This is a genomic window from Chitinophaga sp. YIM B06452, from assembly GCF_039655965.1.
Lineage (GTDB): Bacteria > Bacteroidota > Bacteroidia > Chitinophagales > Chitinophagaceae > Chitinophaga.
The window spans coordinates 1,703,950-1,727,941 of record NZ_JAWLKY010000001.1 but is presented as its reverse complement, the minus strand read 5'-3'; the positions used below and the strand labels follow the sequence as shown (position 1 = coordinate 1,727,941).

22 protein-coding genes are annotated in these 23,992 nt (G+C 51.1%); 15 read left to right on the top strand and 7 right to left on the bottom strand.

From position 1 onward, the window contains the following. Positions 1–84 precede the first annotated feature (84 nt). Both ispG and R3I13_RS06865 read left to right on the top strand, forming a co-directional pair. A complete protein-coding gene (ispG, locus tag R3I13_RS06870) occupies positions 85–2,097 on the top strand; it encodes a (E)-4-hydroxy-3-methylbut-2-enyl-diphosphate synthase (protein ID WP_346317188.1) in 2,013 nt (670 codons plus the stop codon). Positions 2,098–2,400: 303 nt separating this feature from the next. Next, positions 2,401–2,985, top strand: coding sequence for a hypothetical protein (locus R3I13_RS06865; protein WP_346317187.1), 585 nt, complete (start codon positions 2,401–2,403; stop codon positions 2,983–2,985). A 56-nt stretch (positions 2,986–3,041) separates the two neighbouring features. On the opposite strand, the gene metH is transcribed toward R3I13_RS06865, so the two are convergent. Together metH and R3I13_RS06855 are read right to left on the bottom strand one after the other, a co-directional pair. After that, positions 3,042–5,750 carry a methionine synthase gene (gene metH, locus R3I13_RS06860; RefSeq protein WP_346317186.1) on the bottom strand — a complete coding sequence of 903 codons (2,709 nt, stop codon included), beginning with the start codon at positions 5,748–5,750 and terminating at the stop codon, positions 3,042–3,044. Positions 5,751–5,771: 21 nt separating this feature from the next. Beyond that, positions 5,772–6,788, bottom strand: coding sequence for a homocysteine S-methyltransferase family protein (locus R3I13_RS06855; protein WP_346317185.1), 1,017 nt, complete (start codon positions 6,786–6,788; stop codon positions 5,772–5,774). Between the two features lie 456 nt (positions 6,789–7,244). Here R3I13_RS06855 and R3I13_RS06850 point away from each other — a divergent pair, with 456 nt between their 5' ends. Next, complete coding sequence (locus tag R3I13_RS06850; protein ID WP_346317184.1) at positions 7,245–7,445, top strand: hypothetical protein; 201 nt, start codon at positions 7,245–7,247, stop codon at positions 7,443–7,445. 98 nt (positions 7,446–7,543) lie between these two features. Here R3I13_RS06850 and R3I13_RS06845 read toward each other — a convergent pair whose 3' ends face one another. Beyond that, complete coding sequence (locus R3I13_RS06845; RefSeq protein ID WP_346317183.1) at positions 7,544–8,227, bottom strand: ComF family protein; 684 nt, start codon at positions 8,225–8,227, stop codon at positions 7,544–7,546. A gap of 35 nt (positions 8,228–8,262) precedes the next feature. Beyond that, a complete protein-coding gene (gene radA, locus R3I13_RS06840; RefSeq protein WP_346317182.1) occupies positions 8,263–9,639 on the bottom strand; it encodes a DNA repair protein RadA in 1,377 nt (458 codons plus the stop codon). A 605-nt stretch (positions 9,640–10,244) separates the two neighbouring features. On the opposite strand from radA, the gene R3I13_RS06835 reads away from it, so the two are divergent. The 6 genes from R3I13_RS06835 to pyrH all read left to right on the top strand — a co-directional run bounded on the left by R3I13_RS06835 (position 10,245) and on the right by pyrH (position 14,880). After that, complete coding sequence (locus tag R3I13_RS06835; protein WP_346317181.1) at positions 10,245–10,919, top strand: zinc metallopeptidase; 675 nt, start codon at positions 10,245–10,247, stop codon at positions 10,917–10,919. A 243-nt stretch (positions 10,920–11,162) separates the two neighbouring features. Then, positions 11,163–11,606 (top strand): 50S ribosomal protein L13, encoded by a 444-nt coding sequence (rplM, locus tag R3I13_RS06830; protein WP_346317180.1) that lies wholly within the window; start codon positions 11,163–11,165, stop codon positions 11,604–11,606. A gap of 13 nt (positions 11,607–11,619) precedes the next feature. Continuing rightward, positions 11,620–12,009: a 30S ribosomal protein S9 gene (rpsI, locus tag R3I13_RS06825; protein ID WP_298710469.1), complete on the top strand. Its 390-nt coding sequence runs from the start codon at positions 11,620–11,622 to the stop codon at positions 12,007–12,009. Positions 12,010–12,054: 45 nt separating this feature from the next. Continuing rightward, positions 12,055–13,074 carry a 30S ribosomal protein S2 gene (rpsB, locus tag R3I13_RS06820; RefSeq protein WP_346317179.1) on the top strand — a complete coding sequence of 340 codons (1,020 nt, stop codon included), beginning with the start codon at positions 12,055–12,057 and terminating at the stop codon, positions 13,072–13,074. Between the two features lie 118 nt (positions 13,075–13,192). Further along, positions 13,193–14,017, top strand: coding sequence for a translation elongation factor Ts (gene tsf / locus R3I13_RS06815; protein WP_346317178.1), 825 nt, complete (start codon positions 13,193–13,195; stop codon positions 14,015–14,017). 149 nt (positions 14,018–14,166) lie between these two features. Further along, positions 14,167–14,880, top strand: a complete 714-nt coding sequence (gene pyrH, locus R3I13_RS06810; RefSeq protein ID WP_346317177.1) for a UMP kinase — start codon at positions 14,167–14,169, stop codon at positions 14,878–14,880. A 409-nt stretch (positions 14,881–15,289) separates the two neighbouring features. On the opposite strand, the gene R3I13_RS06805 is transcribed toward pyrH, so the two are convergent. Next, on the bottom strand, positions 15,290–15,967 hold the full coding sequence (locus R3I13_RS06805; RefSeq protein WP_346317176.1) for a hypothetical protein: 678 nt from the start codon (positions 15,965–15,967) through the stop codon (positions 15,290–15,292). A gap of 997 nt (positions 15,968–16,964) precedes the next feature. Beyond that, a complete protein-coding gene (locus R3I13_RS06800) occupies positions 16,965–18,935 on the bottom strand; it encodes a HAMP domain-containing sensor histidine kinase (RefSeq protein ID WP_346317175.1) in 1,971 nt (656 codons plus the stop codon). Between the two features lie 418 nt (positions 18,936–19,353). Here R3I13_RS06800 and R3I13_RS06795 point away from each other — a divergent pair, with 418 nt between their 5' ends. The 5 genes from R3I13_RS06795 (at position 19,354) to R3I13_RS06775 (ending at position 21,802) form a co-directional block, all read left to right on the top strand. Beyond that, entirely contained in the window at positions 19,354–19,635 is a 282-nt protein-coding gene (locus R3I13_RS06795; protein ID WP_346317174.1) for a hypothetical protein, read from the top strand. A gap of 90 nt (positions 19,636–19,725) precedes the next feature. Continuing rightward, on the top strand, positions 19,726–19,995 hold the full coding sequence (locus tag R3I13_RS06790; protein WP_346317173.1) for a hypothetical protein: 270 nt from the start codon (positions 19,726–19,728) through the stop codon (positions 19,993–19,995). Between the two features lie 174 nt (positions 19,996–20,169). Beyond that, positions 20,170–20,937 carry an exodeoxyribonuclease III gene (locus R3I13_RS06785; protein WP_346317172.1) on the top strand — a complete coding sequence of 256 codons (768 nt, stop codon included), beginning with the start codon at positions 20,170–20,172 and terminating at the stop codon, positions 20,935–20,937. After that, on the top strand, positions 20,934–21,236 hold the full coding sequence (locus tag R3I13_RS06780; RefSeq protein WP_346317171.1) for a DUF4286 family protein: 303 nt from the start codon (positions 20,934–20,936) through the stop codon (positions 21,234–21,236). The genes R3I13_RS06785 and R3I13_RS06780 overlap by 4 nt, the downstream gene beginning before the upstream one ends. Positions 21,237–21,532: 296 nt before the next feature. Continuing rightward, on the top strand, positions 21,533–21,802 hold the full coding sequence (locus tag R3I13_RS06775; protein ID WP_074241463.1) for an HU family DNA-binding protein: 270 nt from the start codon (positions 21,533–21,535) through the stop codon (positions 21,800–21,802). 314 nt (positions 21,803–22,116) lie between these two features. Here the strand turns inward: R3I13_RS06775 and pdxH are convergent, their stop codons facing one another. Continuing rightward, positions 22,117–22,764, bottom strand: coding sequence for a pyridoxamine 5'-phosphate oxidase (gene pdxH, locus R3I13_RS06770; protein ID WP_346317170.1), 648 nt, complete (start codon positions 22,762–22,764; stop codon positions 22,117–22,119). Positions 22,765–22,848: 84 nt separating this feature from the next. On the opposite strand from pdxH, the gene R3I13_RS06765 reads away from it, so the two are divergent. Next, positions 22,849–23,991, top strand: coding sequence for a DUF3298 domain-containing protein (locus tag R3I13_RS06765; RefSeq protein WP_346317169.1), 1,143 nt, complete (start codon positions 22,849–22,851; stop codon positions 23,989–23,991). Position 23,992 lies beyond the last annotated feature (1 nt).

Below are 23,992 nucleotides of genomic sequence, written 5' to 3'. Positions count from 1 at the left end.
GGGAAATTAACCCCGTGTGCGTTACCGCTCATATAAAATAACAAAATATGAAGAAGAAGGATCGCTGAATAATTTGCTAATTTTGTGGCACAACTTAGACTCAATTTCATGCAATTATATAGCCCTTCGCTGACCAAATATGAGCGGCTGGCCACACTGGAAGTTAAAGTGGGGGACCTAACCATCGGCAATTACCATCCTATCCGCATTCAGACCATGACCACTACGGACACCATGGATACCAAAGGTACCGTGGAGCAGTCTATCCGCTGCATAGAGGCCGGGGCCGAGCTGGTGCGCATTACGGCACCCAGTAAAAACGAAGCGGAAAACCTGCTGAATATTAAGAACGAATTACGCAAAAGAGGATATAACACCCCGCTGGTGGCCGATATCCACTTCACGCCCAATGCCGCCGAAGTGGCTGCCCGTATTGTTGAAAAGGTGCGTGTGAACCCCGGCAATTACGTAGATAAAAAGAAATTTGAGCTGCTGGAATATACTGATGCGGAATACCAGGAAGAAATTGACCGCATCCGGGAACGCTTTACCCCGCTGGTGAACATCTGCAAGGAGTACGGCACCGCCATGCGCATCGGTACCAACCACGGTTCCCTCAGCGACCGCATCATGAGCCGCTATGGAGACACGCCCATGGGCATGGTGGAAAGCGCCATGGAATTTCTCCGCATTGCTGAAGACCTGCATTACCGCAACATCGTGCTGAGCATGAAAGCGAGCAACCCGCAGGTAATGGTACAGGCTTACCGCCTGCTGGTGAACACCATGCAGCAGGAGCTTGGCCACTGCTACCCGCTTCACCTCGGCGTAACCGAAGCCGGCGACGGAGAAGACGGCCGCATTAAATCAGCAGTAGGCATCGGCACGCTCCTGGAAGACGGCGTGGGTGATACCATCCGCGTATCCCTTACGGAAGACCCGGAATTTGAGCTACCCGTATGCCGCGACATCGTGAAACGCTACAGCAGCCGCGTTTCCCACGCGCCCATCCAGCCGCTCGGCAACCCGGAGAAACTGCCTTATTCCCCTTTCAACTTTGCCAAAAGAGAAAGCGTTGCCGTGGATAACATCGGCGGGAAACAGGTGCCCGTGGTAGTAGCGGATCTCAGCCATCTCAAAACCATTACCCATCACGATCTGCGCGGCATCGGCTATCACTACGACGAAGCCACCGACAAATGGAACATCGGCGATGCAGCCGCGGATTATATCTTCACCGGCCATCACATACTGCCGTTCGCGCTGCCGGGCACGCTCAAAGTGATCGTGCAGCACCCGGCATGGCTGCATGCGGAAGACAAAGAAAAATATTTCCCCTACCTGGACGTGCACAGCTACCTCGCAGCCCGCAAGGAGGGCCGCCTCGCGAAGATGAACTTCGTGGCTGCCCATGCGGATGATCTTGGTTCAGCCGAATTCACGTCGTTCCTGGAAACGCTGGCCGAAGCCAAAGACGCAGTGCCTGTATTGTATTCCAACTCAGCCCATGCCATGGCCATGGTAAGGCGTGCGCTCATTGACATGATGGAGCGGCGGATCTCCCAACCCGTTGTGCTCATGTGCAACAGCGGCCATGGCAATGCAGACGATGACCTGATACATTATGCCACCGAAACCGGCGCCTTACTGCTGGATGGTTTCGGGGAAGGCCTGTGGCTCAAAGCCCTGCCCGATCCGTCGCTCAACAGGCAGCCCGGCACTGTAAAAGAACCGCTGGAACTGATCAACAACATTGCTTTCGGCATCCTGCAGGCCACCCGCTCCAGGATCTCCAAAACAGAATATATCTCCTGCCCTTCCTGCGGCAGAACCCTGTTCGACCTGCAGGAAACCACGGCGCGCATCCGGGCAGTGACCAATCACCTTAAAGGCGTGAAGATCGCCATCATGGGCTGCATCGTGAACGGTCCCGGCGAAATGGCCGACGCAGACTTTGGTTACGTGGGCAGCGGCGTAGGCAAGATCACGCTTTACCGCGGCAAGGAAGTGGTGAAACGCGGCCTCAGCAGCGATGTAGCGGTAAGCGAACTGATCAACCTTATCAGGGATAACGGGATGTGGGTGGACGTGAAATAAGATATGCTCCAAAAAAACAGGGCCGTCACGGAGCAAGTCCGGGACGGCCCTAAAACTGTAACTGGGGTTAACATAACTGTGTACCTTAACTTTTCTTATTCTGAACTGCTTATTTGGGGTTAAATGCGATCCTTAAGCATGTCACAAAACTACTACCCTCCCGAGGGTATATCAAGCGTAGATGTACGCATTTTGCTGCGTGTTTTCCCTGTAAATCAGTTTTTTACTATCCCGTTATTCTCACTGTATTTGAACTTTGGTACTGAGATTGTGGTTATTATCCTGCAAACTAAATTGAATTTTATGAAGAACCTGCTATATACCGGGGGACTGTTCCTCCTGCTGCTGGCGGCCTGCGGCCCCAACACATCCCAAAGCACCGTTACCCAGGAAGAAAAGCTGGAGCAGGGAGATACCCTCAACGAGCTTGTTGCTTTCCAGAAAGATATCGTGATTAAACCGCTGAGCGGTTATTTCGTGAAGAATACCATCAAGCAGAACGACAGCGTGGTTTGCTGGGTGATCAACAACCGGCAGGAGATGGAAAAGGTGTTCGGCATGGCGAAGACCGTTTCCAATACGATCGATACCGTAGACTTTAATACCCATTTGCTCACAGCTGTAACGCTGCGGCTGAGTAACCTGGAGCAAAAGATAGCGCTGACCAGCAGCAAGCAGGAAGGCGACGCGGTGGACCTTCATTTCTCGATCATGGAAGAAGGCCCAAGCCGTTCGTTTACCACGGCAATGGCCTGGCTGGGCACGATACCGAAGTCGCCGGAAGTAAAGAAGGTGCGGTTTTATGAAGGAGACCGCCTCATTCAAAGTGTGGACGTGGGATTGCTGAACGAAGTAATAAAAGAGGACAGCGCGCTGAAAAAATACTAAAGTGATTCAAAACAAAAAGCCCCGGAAGTACTCCGGGGCTTTTTTATGCGGTTTGTTTACATATCGTATTCAAGGTTCGGGCGCAGCCACTTCTCTGCTTCTTCCAGGGTCCAGCCTTTGCGCGCGGCATAGTCTTCCACCTGGTCTTTCTCAATTTTACCTAAACCAAAATATCTCGACTGCGGGTTGGCGAAATACCAGCCGCTGACGCTGGCCGCGGGATACATCGCCAGTGATTCCGTGAGCGTGATGCCCGTGGCTTCGGTGGCGCTCAGCAGGTCGAACAGCTTATATTTTTCCGTGTGCTCGGGGCATGCCGGATAACCGGGCGCGGGGCGGATGCCGAGGTACTCCTCTTTGATCAACTGATCGTTGGTGAGGTGCTCGTCTGTAGCATATGCCCAGAATTCCTTTCGTACGCGCTCGTGCAGCAGTTCGGTGAAAGCCTCTGCCAGGCGGTCTGCCAGCGCCTTCAGCATAATGCTGCTATAATCGTCGTGTTCTTTTTTGAATTGATCCAGGTACTTCTCAATGCCTTCGCCGGCAGTAACGGCAAAGCCGCCGATGTAGTCCTGCTTCTGGGTACTGGCCGGCGCAATGTAATCCGCGAGGCTGATGTTCGGCTGGCCCGGCGCCTTTTTGATCTGCTGGCGCAGGAATTCAAGCGGCACTTCTGCACCGTCAATGGCAGTTACCTTCACAGTGTCTTCACCGTTAGAGTTGGCGGGGAACAAGCCTATTACAGCCCTGGCCCTCAGCCATTTTTCTGCAATGATCTTCTTCAGCATTTCCTGCGCGTCGTTAAACAGGCGGGTGGCTTCTTTGCCCACCACCTCGTCTTCCAGTATCTGCGGGAATTTGCCGTGCAGCTCCCAGGCAATGAAGAAAGGCTGCCAGTCAATATATTTCGCGATCTCTGCCAGGTCATAGTTATCGAACACCTGTGTGCCAAGCTGGGCGGGCTTTACGGGGTTAAACGCCGCCCAGTCGATATCCACTTTCTGCTGGCGGGCATCGGCGATCGACAGGTATTGTTTAACAGGCTTTTTATTCTTGAACTGCTCGTTGAGCTTGATGTATTCGTCTTTTACTTCAGCCAGGAAATTCTTGTGAAGCGCTTTATTCAGCAGGTTGCCGGTAACGGTTACGCTGCGCGAAGCATCCAGCACGTGTATCACACCATTCTCGTATTCCGGCGCGATCTTCACGGCGGTATGCGTGCGGGAAGTGGTGGCGCCGCCGATGAGCAGGGGAATATTGAACTGCTGGCGTTTCAGCTCGCGGGCGATGTGCACCATCTCGTCGAGGCTGGGCGTGATGAGGCCGCTGAGGCCGATGATATCTACTTTTTCTTCGCGGGCGGCCTGCAATATTTTTTCCGCGGGCACCATTACGCCGAGGTCGATGATGTCGTAGCCGTTACAGCCCAGCACCACGCCTACAATGTTCTTCCCGATGTCGTGCACGTCGCCCTTTACGGTGGCGAGCAATATTTTTCCGGCGGATTTGATCTCGCCGCCGTTCTTCGCTACCAGTTCCGCTTTCTCCGCTTCAATGAAGGGCGTGAGCACGGCCACAGATTTTTTCATCACGCGGGCGCTTTTCACTACCTGCGGCAGGAACATCTTACCGCTGCCGAAGAGGTCGCCCACGATGTTCATCCCATCCATGAGCGGGCCTTCGATCACTTCAAGCGGGCGGGGATATTTCTGGCGGGCTTCTTCAGTATCTGCTTCAATATAATCGGTGATGCCGTTCACGAGCGCATGGCTGAGCCTTTGTTCTACTGTGCCGGCGCGCCAGGCCTCGTCTTTTTCAATTACTTTTCCTTTTGCCTTCACGGTTTCCGCGAACGCGATGAGGCGTTCGGTGGCGTCTTCGCGGCGGTTGAGGATGGCGTCTTCACAAAGCTCGCGCAGTTGCGGCTCGATCTCATCGTAGATCTGGATCATGCCGGCGTTCACGATCCCCATGTCCAGCCCGGCCCTGATGGCGTGAAACAGGAACACGGAGTGCATGGCTTCGCGCACAGCGTCGTTGCCCCTGAAGGAGAACGATACGTTGCTCACGCCGCCGCTGATCTTGGCGAGAGGCATGAGTTGTTTGATCTGGCGGCAGGCTTCAATGAATTCTACCGCGTAGTTGTTATGTTCTTCAATACCGGTGGCAATGGCAAAGATGTTCGGGTCGAAGATGATGTCCTGCGGGTCGTAACCTACTTTATCCACGAGGATCTTGTAAGCGCGGTGGCAGAAGCTCACACGTTTCTCCAGGGTGTCGGCCTGGCCGTTCTCGTCGAAGGCCATTACTACTACTGAAGCGCCGTAGCTCTGGCAGATGATGGCATGTTCGATGAACTTCTCCTCTCCTTCCTTCAGGCTGATAGAATTCACGATACACTTACCCTGCAGGCATTTCAGCCCGGCTTCTATCACGCTGAACTTGCTGGAATCGATCATCACGGGGATGCGGGAGATATCCGGTTCGGAAGCGAGCAGGTTGAGGAAGGTGGTCATGGCCTTTTCGCCGTCGAGCAGCGCATCGTCCATATTCACGTCCAGTATCTGCGCGCCGCTTTCCACCTGCTGGCGGGCTACGGACAGCGCTTCTTCGAACTGGCCTTCGCGGATGAGGCGTGCGAATTTTTTGGAGCCGGTAACGTTGGTTCTTTCCCCGACGTTGATAAAGTTGGTCTCAGGCCGTACTACCAGCGGTTCCAGGCCGCTCAGTCTCAGGTAAGGCTTGATCGTATGCGTTGTGTTCATGCTTAATCTCCTCTTTCTTACTTATGCCAGGGTAGTTTCCACTACTGGCAGTGGGCGCGGGGTAATGGTCTTTACATTCTCGGCGATGTGACGGATGTGATCGGGCGTGGTGCCGCAGCAGCCGCCTACGATATTTACGAAACCCTCGCGGGCAAAGTCTTCTATGATGTGCGCCGTTTCGTGCGGCTGTTCATCGTATTCGCCGAAGGTATTGGGTAGGCCGGCATTCGGGTAGCAGCTTACGTAGCAGCTTGCGATGTTGGCCAGCTCTTCCACATAAGGCCTCATCTGGTTGCCGCCCAGCGCGCAGTTCAGCCCGATGGAGAACGGTTTGGCGTGCATCACGGAAATGTAGAATGCTTCCAGCGTTTGCCCGCTCAGCGTGCGGCCCGATGCGTCGGTGATGGTGCCGGAGATCATGATGGGCAGCTCAGGCTTGCCCGCATCACGGAAGTATTTCTTGATGGCGAAAATGGCGCCTTTGCAGTTCAGCGTGTCGAATATCGTTTCGATCAGCAGAAGGTCTGCACCTGCTTCAGACAAGGCTTTCACCTGCCCGTAATAAGCATCGACCACTTCGTCGAAGGTAACGGAGCGGAAACCGGGGTTGTTTACGTCAGGGGAAATAGACAGCGTTTTATTCAACGGACCGATGGCGCCTGCCACGAACCGCGGCTTGTCCGGGTTGCGGCGGGTATAGTCGTCTGCCGCGCGCCTGGCTATCTGGACAGAAGCGGTGTTCATTTCAAAAGCAAGGCTCTGCATATCATAGTCCGCCTGGGCAATCACGGTGCTGCTGAAGGTGTTGGTCTCGATAATGTCCGCGCCTGCTTCCAGGTATTCCCGGTGGATGGCTTCAATGATGGCCGGCTGGGTAAGGGACAACAGGTCACTGTTACCTTTCACGTCTGTGTGGTAGTTGGCAAATCGTTCCCCTCTGTAATCGGATTCCTGGAGTTTATAGCGCTGGATCATGGTGCCCATGGCGCCGTCAATGATCAGAATGCGCTCACGGGCGCATTGTTGTAATGATTTCATGGCAATAACGTTTATTAGTTACGGTTTACGATGAACCCGGGGGCCGAACAATAAACAAATCTACCCACGGGCATTTGCAAAGATAGAAAAGTCCTGGTTAATAATGTTCAATCCTTCTTTTGAAGCCCTGAGCTTTGATGCTGAAAAAATTTTACCGTTATAATCAAATGGTTTACAATAAATTGCAATCACATTTCTTTCAAAGCGGAAAAATATATTTGTTTAGTCTATAAATCCTATTACATTTGTAGGGTATTACAACGAGATCAAAACAAAACAGAAACCAACCGTTTTAACTTTTAAAGACTATGCTTTTAAAGGAGATGCAACAAGGCTCATACCAGGTTCAGCGGGCATACCCCTACCACCACCGTGCCGCTGCCGGGTGCTGTTCAATGCGCTGCTGTTAATCGAACCCATTAACGCAACACATTACATCACCGAAAACTTTTAGCAATGAACATTAAGGATGATTTAAGGCAATTAAGCCTCCGGCTTGCGAAGCTGGGACTGGAGCAGGTTGTGGCCGAAAAGAGCGCCGCAGGCGGGACTTTCAGGGTCGTTTATGTGAATAAAAATGCAAAAGCGCAGCCGGTACATGAGCCGAATGCGGTTTCCCCGAAAGGGAACAATAACAAGACTTCCTCTAAGCTGTAGTTGACATAATGCAACAATTGCGTATTCATAACGTGGAATAGTTACCAGAGACAGGTGTTTTCGAACACCTGTATTTTTTTGTACATACCCCGTCTTCTTCAAGCAGCGCAGGCCAGCGCGCAGGCGCTTACCTTTACGTTATTTCCCGCCTGCAGCACTGCCTGGGCGCAGGCTTCGAGCGTGGCGCCGGTGGTCATCACATCGTCTACCACCAGCAGATGCGGCGAGCTTTTCAGCTCATGCCTGTTCCAGGCGAAAATGTTTTCTACGTTCGTCCAGCGGTCCGTTCTTGATTTGCGCGTTTGTGTCTCGGAAAACGCGGTTCTCTTCAATCCGTCTGCCCACACATTGCATTCCAGCACTCCGGCCATTCCTTCCGCCAGCAGCGCAGCCTGATTGTAGCCGCGGTGGCGCGCCTTTGCGGCATGGAGCGGAACGGGCACCAGCGCGGTGATCTCTTTCCACCAGGCGCTTTCCCTGAGCAACAAGCCCAGCTGGCGGCCGAGGAAGATAGCTACGTCTTCCCGCTTTTTGTACTTGAAGCTGTGAATAAGGTTTTGCAGCACGCCCTGCTTATAGAAATAATACCCGGCCATGGCGTGCTGCATGGGTACTCGGCCCCAGAACTTCTTTTCAGCGGGGTTGTCCGCGATCTTCTGGAAGCCGGTGGCCGGCAATTGCAATGAGCAGCTGATGCACAATATCTTTTCGGTACTGCTGAGCTCTTGCCCGCAGCCTTCGCAGGCATGCGGGTAAAACAGGTGCAGGAACGACTGCAGCATGATGAAAGGTTTTAGGTTAACAAACAGGCGCCGGATCAGAAGAGCAGGCGGTATACTTCTTCCACTCTTCCCAGCGGCACCACTTCGATATTCAATTTACTGAAATCAATGCCTTTCTTATGATACTTGGAAATAAAAATCTTTTCGAAGCCCAGCTTTTCCGCTTCAGCAATGCGCTGCTCTATCCGGTTCACCGCCCTGATCTCGCCGCTGAGGCCTACTTCGCCGGCAAAACAGTTCTTGTGTGAAACGCCGGTGTCTTCAAACGAGGAGAGCAGCGCCACCAGCACCGCCAGGTCGATGGAAGGATCTTCTATGCGCAGGCCGCCCGCGATGTTGAGGAACACGTCCTTCACACCAAAGTGAAACCCGCCGCGCTTCTCCAGTACGGCGAGCAACAGCTGCAGCCTCCGCAGATCGAAGCCGGTGGCGGTGCGCTGGGGAGTGCCGTAAACGGACTGCGTGACCAATGCCTGCACTTCCACGAGCATCGGCCTGAGCCCTTCGATGGTGGAAGCGATAGCCACGCCGCTGAGCATATCATCGCGCTGGGAGATGAGTATCTCGGAAGGATTATTCACCTGCCTGAGCCCGGCGCCGGTCATTTCATAAATGCCCAGCTCCGCGGTAGACCCAAAGCGGTTCTTGATAGTGCGCAGGATGCGGTAGGCGTAATGCTGGTCGCCCTCGAACTGCAATACCGTGTCCACCATGTGTTCCAGTATCTTCGGACCTGCAATGGCGCCGTCTTTCGTGATGTGGCCGATGAGGAAAACGGGCGTATTGGTTTCTTTCGCGAAGCGTTGCATTTCCGCGGCTGTTTCACGTATCTGCGAAACGCTTCCGGGAGCTGATTCTATGAGTGGAGATTGAAGGGTTTGTATGGAGTCGATGATCACAAGGTCAGGCTGTAGTTTTTTGATCTCCTGGAAGATCACCTGCGTGGAAGTTTCTGTGAGGAGATAAAACTGGTCGTTGCTGATCTTCAACCTGTCTGCCCGCATCTTGATCTGTTGTTCACTTTCTTCGCCACTGATATACAGTGTTTTAATGCCTTTCAGCAACAAAGCGTTTTGCAGGAACAAAGTGGATTTGCCGATGCCGGGCTCGCCTCCTACCAATACGAGCGAACCCGCCACTATACCGCCTCCCAGCACCCTGTTGAGTTCTGCGTCGGGCGTGAGCCAGCGTTTTTCTTCTAGTCCTTCCACTGCATCGAGATGCACGGTGCGGGGTGCTTTGAAAGCGCCGGTGGTTTCCTGCTTCCATTCCATCTGGCGCATGGGAATATCCTTCTGAACTTTTTCTTCGACGAATGTGTTCCATTGATTGCATGAAGGACATTTACCTGTCCATTTCGCTGATTCATACCCGCAGTTCTGGCAAAAAAACGCTGTTCTGATTTTACTCATGCAACAAAGTAAAATGAAAAAAAGGAGAAGAGAGTGATTGTTGATCTTTGATGAAGCGGGAGATAAAAAATGCGCGCTTTCCCGGAGAGAAAAATGTTAAAAAGAGAAAAGAGCCAACGGAAGATTCCGCTGACTCTTTCTACTTACTAACCCATTAAATTCAGGACTAAATTACTAAATGGGTTCAGAATAAAAAAGTTTATTTAATGGATGTTAATAACTTTTAACGTGTTAATTCCGTTGGCAGTCAGTCGGCTGGAACTCCCTATTGTAGCCTGTTTCGCCTGCAAATAATTTCTTATAAGCTTTCGTAAATTATTGATAGCTAGGGATGGTAATACTGGCTTTGATATATTAATTTTTGCACATATTATAATTTAAAATAACAATTAATATTAGGGGTCGAAGTGGATGAAAAAGGGTATGTTCCGGCCAAAGTGGCAGTGTTAAATTTTTGCCCTGACAAATTCCTTTATGTAACCTGCCGGTTACATACCAGAACTGTCAGTTTTGGCAACTGGTAGGGGATTTGATAGAAATATTGGGTAATTTTATAACAAGAACTAAACAAACAGCAATAGAGTATGGTACCTGATATGAGCATAATGATCATTTCCCTGATTTTCGTGGGGATCAGTGCGTTAGTAAGTTATGTTTTAAGGAGTAAATTCAAGAAATACAGCGAGGTGGGCACCTCATCCGGTCTTACCGGGCATGAGATCGCTGAAAAAATGCTGCGCGACAACGGCATTTACGACGTGAAAGTGGTGCAGGGCGAGGGTTTCCTGAGCGACCACTATAATCCGGCCACCAAAACCGTGAACCTGAGCCCGGACGTATATGGAACGGCCAGTGTAGCGGCGGCGGCAGTAGCTGCCCACGAGTGCGGCCACGCCGTACAGCATGCCACGGCTTACCCCTGGCTGACCATGCGCTCCAAACTGGTGCCGGTGGTGCAGGTAAGCTCCTACCTGGTGCAGATCGTGCTGGTAGTGGGCATCCTGATGGTACAGGCCTTTCCTCAGCTGCTGCTGGGGGGTATTATCCTCTTCGGTATCACCACCCTCTTTTCCGTTATTACGCTGCCTGTGGAGTTCGACGCTTCTAACCGGGCCCTGAAATGGCTGGACAGTGCGGGGATCACTTATAAGCAGGAGCATGACATGGCCAAGGATGCGCTGAAGTGGGCGGCCCTAACCTATGTGGTGGCGGCTGTATCTTCCCTCGTCATCTTATTACGATATATAATGATATATCTGGGAGCAAGCAGGAGAGATTAATGTTGTTTTTCCCGGAAATTAATGCAGAAAGGACCGTGCTTGCGGTCTTTTTTGTTTATGGAAGCCCAATAAAACCGGGCCCTGCATAAGGTGTTGATAATTGTTTGTCAAAATTTTTATTGAAAATCAATTCATTACAGGGCCTCACTCAAAAAAAGTTGTCCAAATTGATGGTTCTATTCAATTTACAACTTAGCTTTGCACTCCCAAATAGGGCGAGATTAAATTTTATTCTATTAAGCAATGAATACTTTAAGCTTCAAAACAAAGTCTGCTAACGACGCTTACGTAAAGCGTGACTGGTACATTATAGATGCTACCAACCAAACTGTGGGCAGAATGAGCGCCAGGATCGCGGCAATTCTGAGAGGTAAGAACAAGCCTTACTATACTCCGCATACTGACTGTGGCGACAACATCATCGTGATCAACGCTGAGAAGGTTGTTTTCACGGGCAACAAACTCAACGACAAGGAATACCTGACTTATTCCGGTTACCCCGGTGGTCAGAAAGGCGAAGCTGCCAAGGACCTGCTGAAGCGCCGTCCGGAAGTGGTGATCGAAAGAGCGGTGAAGGGCATGCTGCCTAAGAACCGTCTGGGCCGTGCGATGTATAAAAAACTCTTCGTGTATGCCGGTGCGGAACATCCGCATGCTGCTCAGAAACCGCAGTCTTTAACTTTCTAATCACACCTGAATAATGGAAAAACAAAAAAATACTATCGGCCGTCGTAAGGAAGCAGTTGCCCGTGTATACGTGAGCAAAGGTACCGGCACCATTCTGGTGAACGACAAGGATTATAAAACATATTTCGCGCTGATCTACCTGCAGAACCAGGTTGAAGCGCCTTTCAAGACCATTGACGCGCTGGATAAATTCGATGTAAAAGTGAATGCACAGGGTGGTGGTATCAAAGGTCAGGCTGAAGCTGTAAAACTGGGTATTGCCCGCGCACTGTGCGAGATCAACCCTGAGTTTCGCCCTGCACTGAAAGCTGCCGGCCTGCTGAAACGTGATCCGAGAGCTGTTGAACGTAAGAAACCCGGTAAAGCTAAAGCCAGAAGGAGCTTCCAGTTCTCTAAACGTTAATGATTGTATCATTCAATTTTTGAACATCAATTTGATTAAAACAACATGGAAAATAATACTTCATTACAGCAGCAGTTACTGGAAGCCGGTGTACACTTCGGTCACCTGAAGAAGAAATGGAATCCGAAGATGCTGCCTTATATTTTCGCTGAGAAGAAAGGTATTCACATCATCGACCTGAACAAAACCGTTGAAGGCCTCCAGGAAACAGCCGCTGCGCTGAAATCCATCGCCAAAAGCGGTAAAAAGATCATGTTCGTTGCTACCAAAAAGCAGGCGAAAGAGATCGTGGCAGAAGCTGCAAAACGCGTGAACATGCCTTATGTTACCGAAAGGTGGTTAGGTGGTATGCTCACCAACTTCGCAACCATCCGCAAGAGCGTTAAGAAAATGCAGAGCATCGAAAAAATGCTGGCGGACGGTACTTTCGACAACATCACCAAAAAAGAGCGCCTCACGCTCTCCCGCGATAAGGACAAAATGGAAAAAGTGCTGGGTGGTATTGCCCAACTGGCACGTGTTCCGGCTGCCCTCTTCATCGTAGACATCAGCCATGAGCACATTGCCCTGGCCGAAGCAAAACGTCTCGGTGTTTCCACTTTCGGTATGGTTGATACCAACTCCGATCCTACCAAGGTAGACTTCGCGATCCCCGCGAACGACGACGCTACCAAGTCCATCGCTATCATCGTTAGCTACATTGCTGCAGCTATCGCTGAAGGCCTGGCTGAAAGGGCTGTTGAAAAAACCGACGAGGTAGAAGAAGAAGAAACAGACAACAAACTGCGCAAGTTTGAGCTGGAAGGCGGCGACGAGCGTGGTGAACGCGGACGCAGGCCTGGTGGCCCCGGTGGCAGAACCGGCGGTCCGGGTGGCCAGCGTGGTCCCGGCGGCCCCGGTGGTAACCGTGGCGGCGGCGGCAACCGTCCTGGTGGCGGTGGCGGCAGAAGCGGTGGCGGTAATCGTCCCGGTGGCGGCGGCAGCCGTCCTGGTGGTGGCAACCGTCCCGGCGGCGGTGGCGGATTCCGTCCCTCCGGTGCAGGCAGACCTGGTCCTGCCAGATAATTGAACATAATTCAATATCAATAGTGAATCGTGAATGATACCTGTCGTTCACGATTCACATTATACCCCTCCCGGTAAATTCTTCATAAAACATTAACATATAAACTGATTATATACGATGGCAACAATTACAGCAGCTGATGTAAACAAACTGCGTCAGCAAACAGGAGCCGGAATGATGGATTGCAGAAAAGCGCTCGTTGAAACAGACGGCGATTTCGAAAAAGCGGTGGATTACCTGCGCAAGAAAGGTCAGAAAGTAGCCGCGCTGCGCTCCGACCGTGAAACCAAAGAAGGAGTTGTGATCGCGAAAACCACTGCCGACGCGAAAGCAGGCGTGGTAATACTGCTGAGCTGCGAAACCGACTTCGTGGCCAAAAACGAAGACTTCGTGAAATTTGCGCAGTCTATCGCAGACCTGGCGCTGGCAAACAACATCCAGACCGTAGACGAACTGAACGCTGCTTCCCTTGACGGCGCTACCGTTGCGGACAAAGTGAACGACCAGGTGGCCAAGATCGGTGAAAAGATCACCCTGAGCCGTTTTGAAAGGGTTGAAGCAGCTTCCGTAACCGCTTACATCCACGGTAATTACCGTATGGGCGTGCTCGTTGGTTTCAGCAAACCTGTTTCTGAAGAAGTAGGTAAAGACATCGCTATGCAGATCGCGGCAATGAATCCCCTCGCTGTTGACGCAGAAGGCATTCCCGCTGAACTGGTTGCCCGTGAGAAAGAGATCGCTGTTGAGCAGATCAAAGCTGAAGGCAAACCCGCTGAAATGGCTGAGAAGATCGCTGCCGGCAAGATCCAGAAATTCTACAAAGAGAGCACGCTGCTGCAACAGGCCTTCGTAAAAGACGGCAACAAATCCGTTGCAGACCACCTGAAGAGCGTGGACGGCGAACTGAAAGTGAACACTTTCAAACGCGTGGCGTTAGGATAATAACTTTTAATGATATAAAAGGAGAGAATGGAAAAATTCTCTCCTTTTTTTTGCTTATACGTATTCAGGGGATAATTTTGGGATCGGAATTGTATATTAGCACTATTCGAGAATAAGGAGAATTAGATCTTACAATAATCATAGCTGACATGTTGCCAAAATACAAACGAATTTTGCTCAAGCTGAGTGGGGAATCCCTGATGGGAGACAGCAATTATGGAATTGACCCGAAAGTGATATCCCAGTATGCACAGGATATTAAGGCGGTAACGGACCTTGGGGTACAGGTTGCCATTGTGATAGGCGGGGGAAATATTTACCGCGGGATGAATGAAGCGGAAACCGGTATTGAGCGGGCACAGGGCGACTATATGGGCATGCTGGCCACGGTGATCAACGGGATGGCTATGCAAAGCGGGCTGGAACGCGCCGGGATGTATACCAGGCTGCAGTCTGCCATAAAAATGGAGCAAATTGCGGAACCTTATATCCGCCGCAGGGCCATCCGCCACCTTGAAAAAGGCCGCGTGGTGATATTCGGAGCCGGTACCGGCAACCCGTATTTCACGACAGATACGGCGGCTTCGCTTCGCGCGATCGAGATCCAGGCGGATGTGATCCTGAAAGGCACCCGTGTGGATGGCATTTACACCGCCGACCCGGAAAAAAATCCTTCAGCGACCAAATTTGAGACCATCACTTTTACCGAGGTATACCAGAAATCCCTCAACGTAATGGACATGACGGCCTTTACGCTGTGCCAGGAAAACAACCTGCCCATCATCGTGTTTGACATGAATAAGGTAGGTAACCTGCTGCATGTGATCATGGGAAGGAATGTGGGTACATTGGTAAAGGGATAAATTCGAAGCAGAGATATTTAAAAAGCCGGGGGATTCCCCGGCTTTTTTATTAGTTATAGTGAATGGAATGCCTGTTTACAAAAGCGGATACTGGTTGGCAGTGTGTATGAATTGGCTGCCTGTAGCGGCGGGAATACCGCCTTCTGATGTGAAGAGAAGCAATGATCCCTGCATATGGGTTTCCTCGAACTCACACGGCCCGGGAAGCCTGATGAAAGCCGGGCACTACACCGGGTAAATACCCTGTGTATTCCCGGCCTTGTTGCTTATGAAGAGTACTCCAAGGGAAGAATCCCCCGGACTGCCATGGATCTTGAAGTGTTATGAACGAATACCTGATATATAGTGTAAAAAGATGAACAGCCGGGAAATTTTGCTTTTCTTTTTCCTTCCCTTATTCTAAACTTTCTCAGCGGCAAACGCCGGCGGGATCAAAAGCTGTCTCAAAATCAGTAATGATCAGCTGCATATTCGAATTTCCCGTCAACTGCCTGCTCTGGCTGTTATCCGGCGGCTCTGCCAGTATCCCGGCTGTTTCTGATATATGATATAACCATGAACATTTCTCTTTTTTACTTTTACGCATACAGACTGTCGATTGATTCCCGGAGCGCTTATTTTTTGCTGGTTGAGCAGGCGTGTAACATCTCGCTGAGGAATACCCGTATTCTTCCGGTGTGATGCACAGGCCGGTGCTGACGGGCGCTTCGTGCAGCTGGCAGATGGTTTCCGCAGCCATTTCACGGGAAATGACCGGTGTGGCCCGGGAGTTCTTTTCCCAAAAATGGTATTGCCGGTCGTTCCGGTTGCTCCGGTATTTTTCAAGCTCGGGAGAGCGGGTGCTACGAAGCCTGTGCTTGATCTGCTGGGCAATAAATTTCAGCATCATCTGCCGGATGTTCTTTGTTCCCCATGCCTGCTGCTTTTTCCATAACAGGTGAAATTCATCGTCCAGGATGACGAAGCCATATAACCAGATCCTTTGCTCGCGGGTCAGGAAAGCGAGGCTTTGCAACACGATCTGTTTGTGCTCGTCCGCTTCCAGTAATAATCTTCCCTGCCGGCAACAGGCGGTAAAAAGCTCCATGTTCCGTGGTTTCCTGTTTTTGTGAACTCACTGTTTCCTGTAACAATTCTTCGTTCAGGCGATCCGGTTTGTCATTGAAATACTTCCCGCTCATCTATCACATAATCCTTCGTATAAGCGACCCCGTTGCCCAGAAACTATTCCAGGTATTTACCATTCATTTATCACAAAACTTCTCCTCCTCCGGCTTAAAATCTTAGCCGGGTATTAACTGGCAATAAAAGAACCATTGGCCGGGAACGGCCGCTCCTGGCGGATAGCCGGCGATGCATTGTTGTACAAAGATGTCTTGCTGCTCGTGCCTGACGAATCAACCCGGCGTAAGCACATGAATGTGCTTGCGTGTATGCCGGATACACCCTAACCCCTTAATGTATGTTGAATGCAAAGCGGCGGCAAATCATCTGCCGGCCATCCACCCGGAGCAGGCCATCGCCCGGTTCCAATGATAATCCCTCAGGCCCTTCAGGCTGAAACCCGGGCCGGAGGCTTTTCTATGGAAGTGTTATGCCCCTTAAAATAACCTGATAATTTCGTGAGAATATCACCGGCTCCCGGGTCAACCGGCGGGTTGGTTCCCGCAGAAGCACCGGCAGATTTTATTCCGCCTTTGATCGTTTTACGTAGCCTGATCTTTTTCATCGGAGTACATTATAATGTTGTGAAAAACGCTGGCTGGCATCACAACGGGTTAACAATATCTTTCAATTTCCTGGTTGTTATATGTTGCGCTATAACATAGCGCAGCGGGTTAACGATGATAACAACACCTGCAATTTAAGAAGCCGGAATGATAAAAAAGCTGTTCACTTTGTTCATTTCACAAGGCGGTGTTAACACCGGAAGATAGGGGTGGATTGCTGATAAATTCACGGGGAAAGCAACGGAAATACCGGCATCGTCATTTGGCTGATTGCGCGGAAAAGCTTACCAGCAAATACTTTCAACAACCTGTTATGAAACCTTCGTGCAGGAGAAATTTGCGCTCCCAAAACCTTCAGGCCGCCTGATCATCCACATCCACCAGCAAGGTATATTCAAACGAAGTATACGTTTCCCCATCGCTCGCCACGGTTATCGTTCCATCCATCTTTTCAATAAAATCCTTGCAGATGATCAACGCAAGGCCCGCGCCGCGACCTGTTTCCCTGGTAATAACACCCGGAACGCGGTAAGTGAAAATGTAAGGCATGTCTATCTCGGTGATACCACTGCCGCCGTTTGTGACGGTTACCACTACACGGTCGCCCTGCCGGCGGGCCGCGATGGAAACAGGGCTCCCACGGTAGGAATATTTGATCGCATTATGCAGCAGGTTCCGGTTCACGAATTGCAGCATTTCCCGGTCGGCTCTGACGGTAAGCCCCTCCGGGATCTTCAGCTCCATGGCCAGCGCCTTGTCCCTGATATCCGCCATCAATGGCTCTTTCACTTCATCCCAAAGCGCCTGCAGCGAATAAGGCTGGGCCTTGTATACAAACCCGCTCAGCTGCGTCTTGATCCAGCTCAGCACCGTTTCAAAAAGCTCCAGCGTTTCTTCCGCCTGGGAACAGATGCTGTTGGCTATTTCCCGGAACTCGTCGGGCCTGATGTCTTTCCGCTGGAAAAGATGCGCTACGCTGATCATATTGCTCAACGGCATCCTGAAATCGTGGGCAAGGATAGACAGCAGCTTGTTCTTGAAATCGTCGTGCCGCTGCAGCTGCCGGTTCTTTTCCATCATCATCCTGTTCACTTCCTTCATCCGCTTTGCACTCATGCGCGATTCTTTCGTGGATTTGAAATAGATGTATGTCAAACCCGCGGCCAGCAAGCCACATACCACAACAAAAACAATGAGCATCCACTGGTGCCTGCTTTCCAGCTTATCCGACACGGCGGTCTGTCTCTTCAATTCACTGTTCAGCCGCGAAGCCCTTAGTTCCTGCTCCTGCATGAAGGATTCTATGTAGTCCTGCTCGCCCTGTGTGCGGAGGTCTTCCTGGTGTGTAGCTATTTCGCAAAGCACATCGGCATATGGACTGGCCAGGGCCGGGCTTACCGCTTTGTAATACCGGTACAGGGAAGCGACAGGGCGCACCATCAGTTTTTTATAACCGCCCCGTATTGCGGCGTCCAGCATATCTTTTTTATAGGTGATGGAATCGCCCCTGCCCGCAAAGCTGGAATAGATGTCCATCTGGGCATTGGCATACAGGGCGAGATACGCGTACCCCTGCTCAACGGAATGCCTGGCGAGCTTTTGGAGGCTTTTCATGGCGCGGTCCAGCCGGCCGGCCTTTACTTCTTCGTGGGCGAGGAAGAGCCCGGTATAGGTGATAATGCGGTCGTCGTGGTAACGGGTGGCAATGTCGCGTGCCTTTTGAAGCGCCCAGCGGGCAGAGTCCTGCCGGAGGCTGTCTTCGGCGAACACGAGGTAATAATTGGCCAGCATAACGGCCCATACTGAGTCCTTCAGCAGGCGGCTGCCTACACCCATGGACTCTTCCATGTAAGGACGGGCCAATTCATCTTTGCCTTCGTAGTGATAATAGCTGCCGATGCAATAGAGGGCCTGGCAGATGCCCGCGGAATCGCCGAGGTTGCGGTAGCGTATGAGGCCTTCGAGATAGAAGCGGTGGGCGAGCTTGCTGTTATTCTGAAAGGAGAAGCTGGCGCCGAGGTTCATATATGCATCCGCCAATCCTTTATGGTAACGGGTTCTGAGGGCAAGGGCCTTGGCCCGTTCGGCGTAGATGTAGGTGCTGTCCAGCTGGTGCACCAGCGAAAGGGCGCTGATGCGGTTGAGCAGGTCTGTGTATTGGGCGCTGTCTTTCACCTGCCCGCTGTACAGGGTGGATTTAAGGGAGCGGATCAGTTGTTGCTGCCCGCGGGCGGAGTTTGAGAAAAGGAAAATGCAACAGAGCAGCGGAAGCAGGCGGATATTGCTCCCGTTGAGGAAAATCCGGGGCAGGGAAATTTTTGTCATGGTGAATAGTGTGTACCGGAGAATTAAACGCGGCATTGTCAAAAAACCTCTTTGGCAGCGGCCCGGGCCGGTGTTTGCTACTATAATTTACGTAAAAACGGTTGGAATTTTGGTATTTCAATATGCGGGGAATTCCTGACATAAAATGTTAATCGATTGCTAACGGCAATTTGTTCAAAAAATGAACAAGGCAGAAAACAACGTCTTGAAAATGAATAAACTGAACGGCTTTAGATCGATTGCAGCGCAGTAATTTACAGTCTGTCATCAGATTTTATCGAGGTTGTTCCCCGACAGAGCGTTCCAACAGACCCTGCCATGAAAGTCCAAGCCCACGGGATTCATCTCTCCGATACCCTTCCTGCCAGCCAGGAATGACAGCCAACAAAAATCGTTTTTTAACCAAACCTCCTATTACATGGAAAACTTGCAAGTACACAACTACGGTTGCCAGGAACTGGATGCAACCGCGACCAAAGAAGTTAACGGCGGATTCCTTTCACTGGGCATCAACAACGTTAACGGCAAAATCACTATCGGCGGCCAGCTGGACACCAATGCCCTCCTCGGCAGCCTGCCCGGCCTTCCCGGCACTGGCGGTGGTCTGCCAGGCCTCGGCGGTCTCGGCAGCTTACTCTCCCCTGTTACCAACCTGCTGAACAGCCTCCTCGGCGGCCTCGGCGGCGGTATCCTGGGCTAGTACCCGTAACCGGTTTAAAACCAGGTGACGCCCCCGGTACAGGGCGTCACCTTCTTTCATTTCATTTATTCACCATTAAAATCCATTCTTATGCAAAACCTCCAATCTTTCGGATTTGAAGAACTCACCGCTACAGAAGCCGGTAATATCAACGGCGGCCTCGATCTCGGCGGCATCGGCGGTCTTGACGGCATCCTCGGCACCGTTACCAGCCTCGTTAACGGACTCCTCGGTGGTATCGGTGGCGGCGACCCCAATGTTCCCGGTGTTGGCGGGCTCGGCGACATCCTCGGTACTGTAACCAACCTGGTGAACAGCCTGCTTGGCGGCCTCGGCGGCGATATCGTTAATCCTTTGTAAACGGGCCTCCCCGTTAATTGTATTACTTATCAGATCAACGGACATCGGTAATTAAAACGGAACGGTTTGACAGGTAAACCGTATCAAACAGAAACAATCTTTTAAAGACTGGCGTAACGTAATACGCCGGTCTTTTTTTTATGTGAATCCTTACATTTGGAAAAATTATTCATCATGAGGATCGTCACCTATAATGTGAATGGCTTGCGCTCGGCCATGACCAAAGGATTCTGCGAATGGCTCAAAACCGATCCGGCAGACGTTATCTGCCTGCAGGAAGTAAAAGCCCACCGCGAGAATGTGGATTTCCAGCAATTCGAACAGCTCGGCTTCACCGACTACTGGTACCCCGCCCAGAAAAAAGGCTACAGCGGCGTAGCCATCCTGACCAAAGTAAAACCCGACCACGTTCAATACGGTAACGGATATATGCAAAGCGACGCCGAAGGAAGGGTGATAAGAGCCGATTTCGGGGACGTAACGCTCATCAACGCCTATTTCCCGTCGGGCACTACGGGAGATGAAAGGCAGACCTATAAATACCAGTGGCTGGACGAGTTCTACGGATACCTTCAGCAACTCCGCCAGGAAAGGCCCAACCTCGTGGTAGTGGGAGATTATAATATTGCGCATCAGAACATCGATATCCACAACCCCGTCAGCAACAAAGATTCCTCCGGCTTCCTGCCTGAAGAAAGGGCATGGATGACAAAATTGTTTGACAGCGGCTTTGTGGATACGTTCCGCCAGTTCCACCCGGAGCCGGACCAATACAGCTGGTGGAGCTTCCGCGCCAATGCCCGCAATAATAATAAAGGCTGGCGCATCGATTACATCAACGTGACCGAACCGCTCCGCGGCAGGCTCCAGGACGCGGCCATCTGGCAACAGGTGAAACATTCGGACCATTGCCCCGTTTACCTCCAACTCAAAAAGGCATGATCATATATAATGTTACCACGAAAGTATCGGTGATGGTAAAAGACAGGTGGGTGGAATGGATGAAGCAGGAACATATCCCCGAGATCATGGCCACCGGCCTGTTTCACGACTACCGCTTCTGCCGCCTGCTGGAGCAGGACGATTCAGACGGGCCTACTTATACCATCCAGTACTTTACAGACACCCTTGAGAACTATTATACCTACCTCCAGGAACATGCGCCGATGCTCAGGCAAAAGAGCTTCGATGCTTTCGGAGACCAGTTTGTAGCCTTCAGGACGGTAATGCAGGTGGTATAACGAACATAACTTATCCACAGGAAATTCACTATTTTCAAGGCCTCAGCGCTTTGGTACAATACTTGGTAGAAGTATGCGTTTTATTACCAAGTATATTAAAAGTCAATGCAGTAGCGCGTTTCATAGGAAACTCCCGATCTGGTAATTTAACCCGGAGCAATGCCCAATCAGCTGTAAACGTTACCTGTAGGGTTTTTCAGCCTCCAAAAAAAAGTTTTAAAAATTTGGTAATCTTATAAAACGCGCTATATTTGCTCACATCAAACATTTTCTCACTAGTTAAATCTTAACTAACTATGAACAAAGCCGAATTGATCGACAAACTCGCCAAAGACGCTGGCGTTACCAAAACCCAAGCTAACGACGCTCTGGATTCTTTCACTAAAGCTGTTGCTGACACCCTGAAAAAAGGTGGTAAAGTAACTCTGGTTGGTTTCGGTACTTTCTCCGTTTCCAAACGTGCTGCTCGTAACGGCAGAAACCCCCAGACTGGCCAGATCATCAAGATCAAAGCTAAAAAAGTTGCTAAATTCAAAGCTGGTAAAGCTCTGTCTGACAAGCTCTAAGAGTTGGCGACCCAACATTATTTAAGCAAGGAACATTATTTGTTTCTTGCTTTTTTTATTTTTGCACCAACATTCATCATTTATTAAAACTATAAAAAATGGGTAGAGGAGATATCAAAACCAAGAAGGGAAAGATTTCCAACGGATCTTTCGGTAAAAGCCGCCCGGCTAAGACCAAGAAAGCTACCGCCGCAAAGGCTGCTAAAAAGGCTTAATTCAACTAAGCCAGATACAGGGGATCCCGGTTATTTGCAACCCGCAAACACCCGGAATCCCTTTATTTTTGTCCATTCCAGGACATGTTCCATTATCGTTTACGGCGCCAGGCGCTCTATTTTCCAGCCCTGCCGGCCATCCGGCGTATACCGCAACCTGTCGTGCAACCGGCTGCTGCGCCCCTGCCAGAACTCCACCATCTCAGGCTTCACCACGTAACCGCCCCAATGCGCGGGCCGCTCAGGCGCATGCTGCAAATGCGCCGCTTCCAACATCTTTACCTTTTCTTCCAGGAATGCCCTGCCCGGTATCACCTGGCTCTGCGGCGACGCAATCGCCCCGATGCGGCTACCCACCGGCCGGGAATGGAAATACTCGTCACTCACCGCCTCCGGCGCTTTGCTGACAATACCTTCTATCCGCACCTGCCGCTCCAGCTCCTTCCAGAAGAACAGAAGCGTGACGTAAGGGTTCTCCGCCAGCTCATGCCCCTTGCGGCTTTCGTAGTTGGTAAAAAAAAGAAAACCATTCTCGTCGAAACTTTTCAATAATACGATCCTCGCCGATGGACGCCCGTTTGCCGTGCTGGTGGCCAGCGTCATCGCATTCGGTTCTTCCAGTTCGCTTTGTATCGCCTCCTGCCACCAGTGGCTGAACTGCTGCACAGGGTCCGCCGCCACTTCCCTTTCATTCAACGTGGCCAGCCGGTAGTCCTGACGGAGATCTGCTATCTTTTGATTGATCATCTTATTCCTTTTCCGCAAAATTACGGGATATCATGATGGTATCTCTATAAGTGGTAATTTACACCTGTTTTTAAACCGGAAAGCATGAGAATCCTGACTTGTCTGATCACAATAATGGTATGCTTCAGCGCATGCCAGCCTAAAAACACCAGCCGGCAAAAACCAGGGGGCGATAGCACTTCTTCCGCCGGAGAGGACAGCAAGCCTGTGCCCGAGGTTACCGTCACCAATTTCCAATCCCTGAAAGGTACGCTGGCAGGGCAACCGGTAACCATGCACCTCGCCCGGTTCGAGGCGAACGACCTGGACGGATGGTATTTTTACGATAAGGTAGGCGATCCTATCAAGCTGGAGGGCAGCATGGAAAACGGGGAGGTGAGGCTCCGGGAAGACAATGCGGAAAGCGACAGCTGTGTTTTTACCGGTCATTTTAATTCTGACGATACTTTCACCGGCAACTGGACAGGCAATGGAAAAACATATCCTTTCAACCTGAAAAAAGACACGGCCGGCGCCATACTTTTCTCCACGGCTGTCTACAAAGACACCATGGTCCTTTTTTCCGGCCGGGAAAACACCCCGGAGGCCAATTTCACGGCCAGCGTTGTATGGCCTGACGGCGGCGCTGATGAAGCCGTGCTGGATTTCATCCGCAAAACGATCATCCCGGAATACACCCCTGGCAGCCAGCCCGCTGCACTGCTGCAGGAGCAATCCAAAGCGTTTGGGAAGGAATATACCGACATCCGCGGCGAAGTGGATACCAGCCAGCTGAAAGAACGCAGCTTTTCTTTCAACTGGGATGAATACTCCCGCACCAATGTCGTGATCAACAAATGGCCGCTGCTGGCGTTGGAAACATTTGGCTCCTCCTACACGGGCGGTGCGCATCCCAACCACGGAACCACTTTCAAGCTGCTGGACCTTTCCACCCGTAAAGTGCTCAAGCCCGCGGACGTGTTCAAACCAGGATACAAGAAAGCGCTCTCCGCCGCGCTGGACAAGTCTTTCCGGAAACAATACAAAGTACCCGCCGGTGAGCCGCTTGACAAACAATACCTGTTCGACAAGACCATCGGGCCGAATGACAATTTTTATATCACGCCCAAAGGCGCGGTATTCAGTTATACACCTTACGAAATTGCCGCCTATGCCGTGGGACAGATCACGTTGTTTGTTCCTTTTTCAGACATCAAAGGCATCGTAAAGGAAGCGTACCTTCAATAAA

Excerpts from the sequence above, each read along its gene's own strand:
- R3I13_RS06865 (WP_346317187.1), top strand. The coding sequence starts at position 2,401 with ATGAAGAACCTGCTATATACCGGGGGACTGTTCCTCCTGCTGCTGGCG.
- metH (WP_346317186.1), bottom strand. The coding sequence starts at position 5,750 with ATGAACACAACGCATACGATCAAGCCTTACCTGAGACTGAGCGGCCTG.
- R3I13_RS06855 (WP_346317185.1), bottom strand. The coding sequence starts at position 6,788 with ATGAAATCATTACAACAATGCGCCCGTGAGCGCATTCTGATCATTGAC.
- R3I13_RS06850 (WP_346317184.1), top strand. The coding sequence starts at position 7,245 with ATGAACATTAAGGATGATTTAAGGCAATTAAGCCTCCGGCTTGCGAAG.
- R3I13_RS06845 (WP_346317183.1), bottom strand. The coding sequence starts at position 8,227 with ATGCTGCAGTCGTTCCTGCACCTGTTTTACCCGCATGCCTGCGAAGGC.
- radA (WP_346317182.1), bottom strand. The coding sequence starts at position 9,639 with ATGAGTAAAATCAGAACAGCGTTTTTTTGCCAGAACTGCGGGTATGAA.
- R3I13_RS06835 (WP_346317181.1), top strand. The coding sequence starts at position 10,245 with ATGATCATTTCCCTGATTTTCGTGGGGATCAGTGCGTTAGTAAGTTAT.
- rplM (WP_346317180.1), top strand. The coding sequence starts at position 11,163 with ATGAATACTTTAAGCTTCAAAACAAAGTCTGCTAACGACGCTTACGTA.
- rpsI (WP_298710469.1), top strand. The coding sequence starts at position 11,620 with ATGGAAAAACAAAAAAATACTATCGGCCGTCGTAAGGAAGCAGTTGCC.
- rpsB (WP_346317179.1), top strand. The coding sequence starts at position 12,055 with ATGGAAAATAATACTTCATTACAGCAGCAGTTACTGGAAGCCGGTGTA.
- tsf (WP_346317178.1), top strand. The coding sequence starts at position 13,193 with ATGGCAACAATTACAGCAGCTGATGTAAACAAACTGCGTCAGCAAACA.
- pyrH (WP_346317177.1), top strand. The coding sequence starts at position 14,167 with ATGTTGCCAAAATACAAACGAATTTTGCTCAAGCTGAGTGGGGAATCC.
- R3I13_RS06805 (WP_346317176.1), bottom strand. The coding sequence starts at position 15,967 with ATGGAGCTTTTTACCGCCTGTTGCCGGCAGGGAAGATTATTACTGGAA.
- R3I13_RS06800 (WP_346317175.1), bottom strand. The coding sequence starts at position 18,935 with ATGACAAAAATTTCCCTGCCCCGGATTTTCCTCAACGGGAGCAATATC.
- R3I13_RS06795 (WP_346317174.1), top strand. The coding sequence starts at position 19,354 with ATGGAAAACTTGCAAGTACACAACTACGGTTGCCAGGAACTGGATGCA.
- R3I13_RS06790 (WP_346317173.1), top strand. The coding sequence starts at position 19,726 with ATGCAAAACCTCCAATCTTTCGGATTTGAAGAACTCACCGCTACAGAA.
- R3I13_RS06785 (WP_346317172.1), top strand. The coding sequence starts at position 20,170 with ATGAGGATCGTCACCTATAATGTGAATGGCTTGCGCTCGGCCATGACC.
- R3I13_RS06780 (WP_346317171.1), top strand. The coding sequence starts at position 20,934 with ATGATCATATATAATGTTACCACGAAAGTATCGGTGATGGTAAAAGAC.
- R3I13_RS06775 (WP_074241463.1), top strand. The coding sequence starts at position 21,533 with ATGAACAAAGCCGAATTGATCGACAAACTCGCCAAAGACGCTGGCGTT.
- pdxH (WP_346317170.1), bottom strand. The coding sequence starts at position 22,764 with ATGATCAATCAAAAGATAGCAGATCTCCGTCAGGACTACCGGCTGGCC.
- R3I13_RS06765 (WP_346317169.1), top strand. The coding sequence starts at position 22,849 with ATGAGAATCCTGACTTGTCTGATCACAATAATGGTATGCTTCAGCGCA.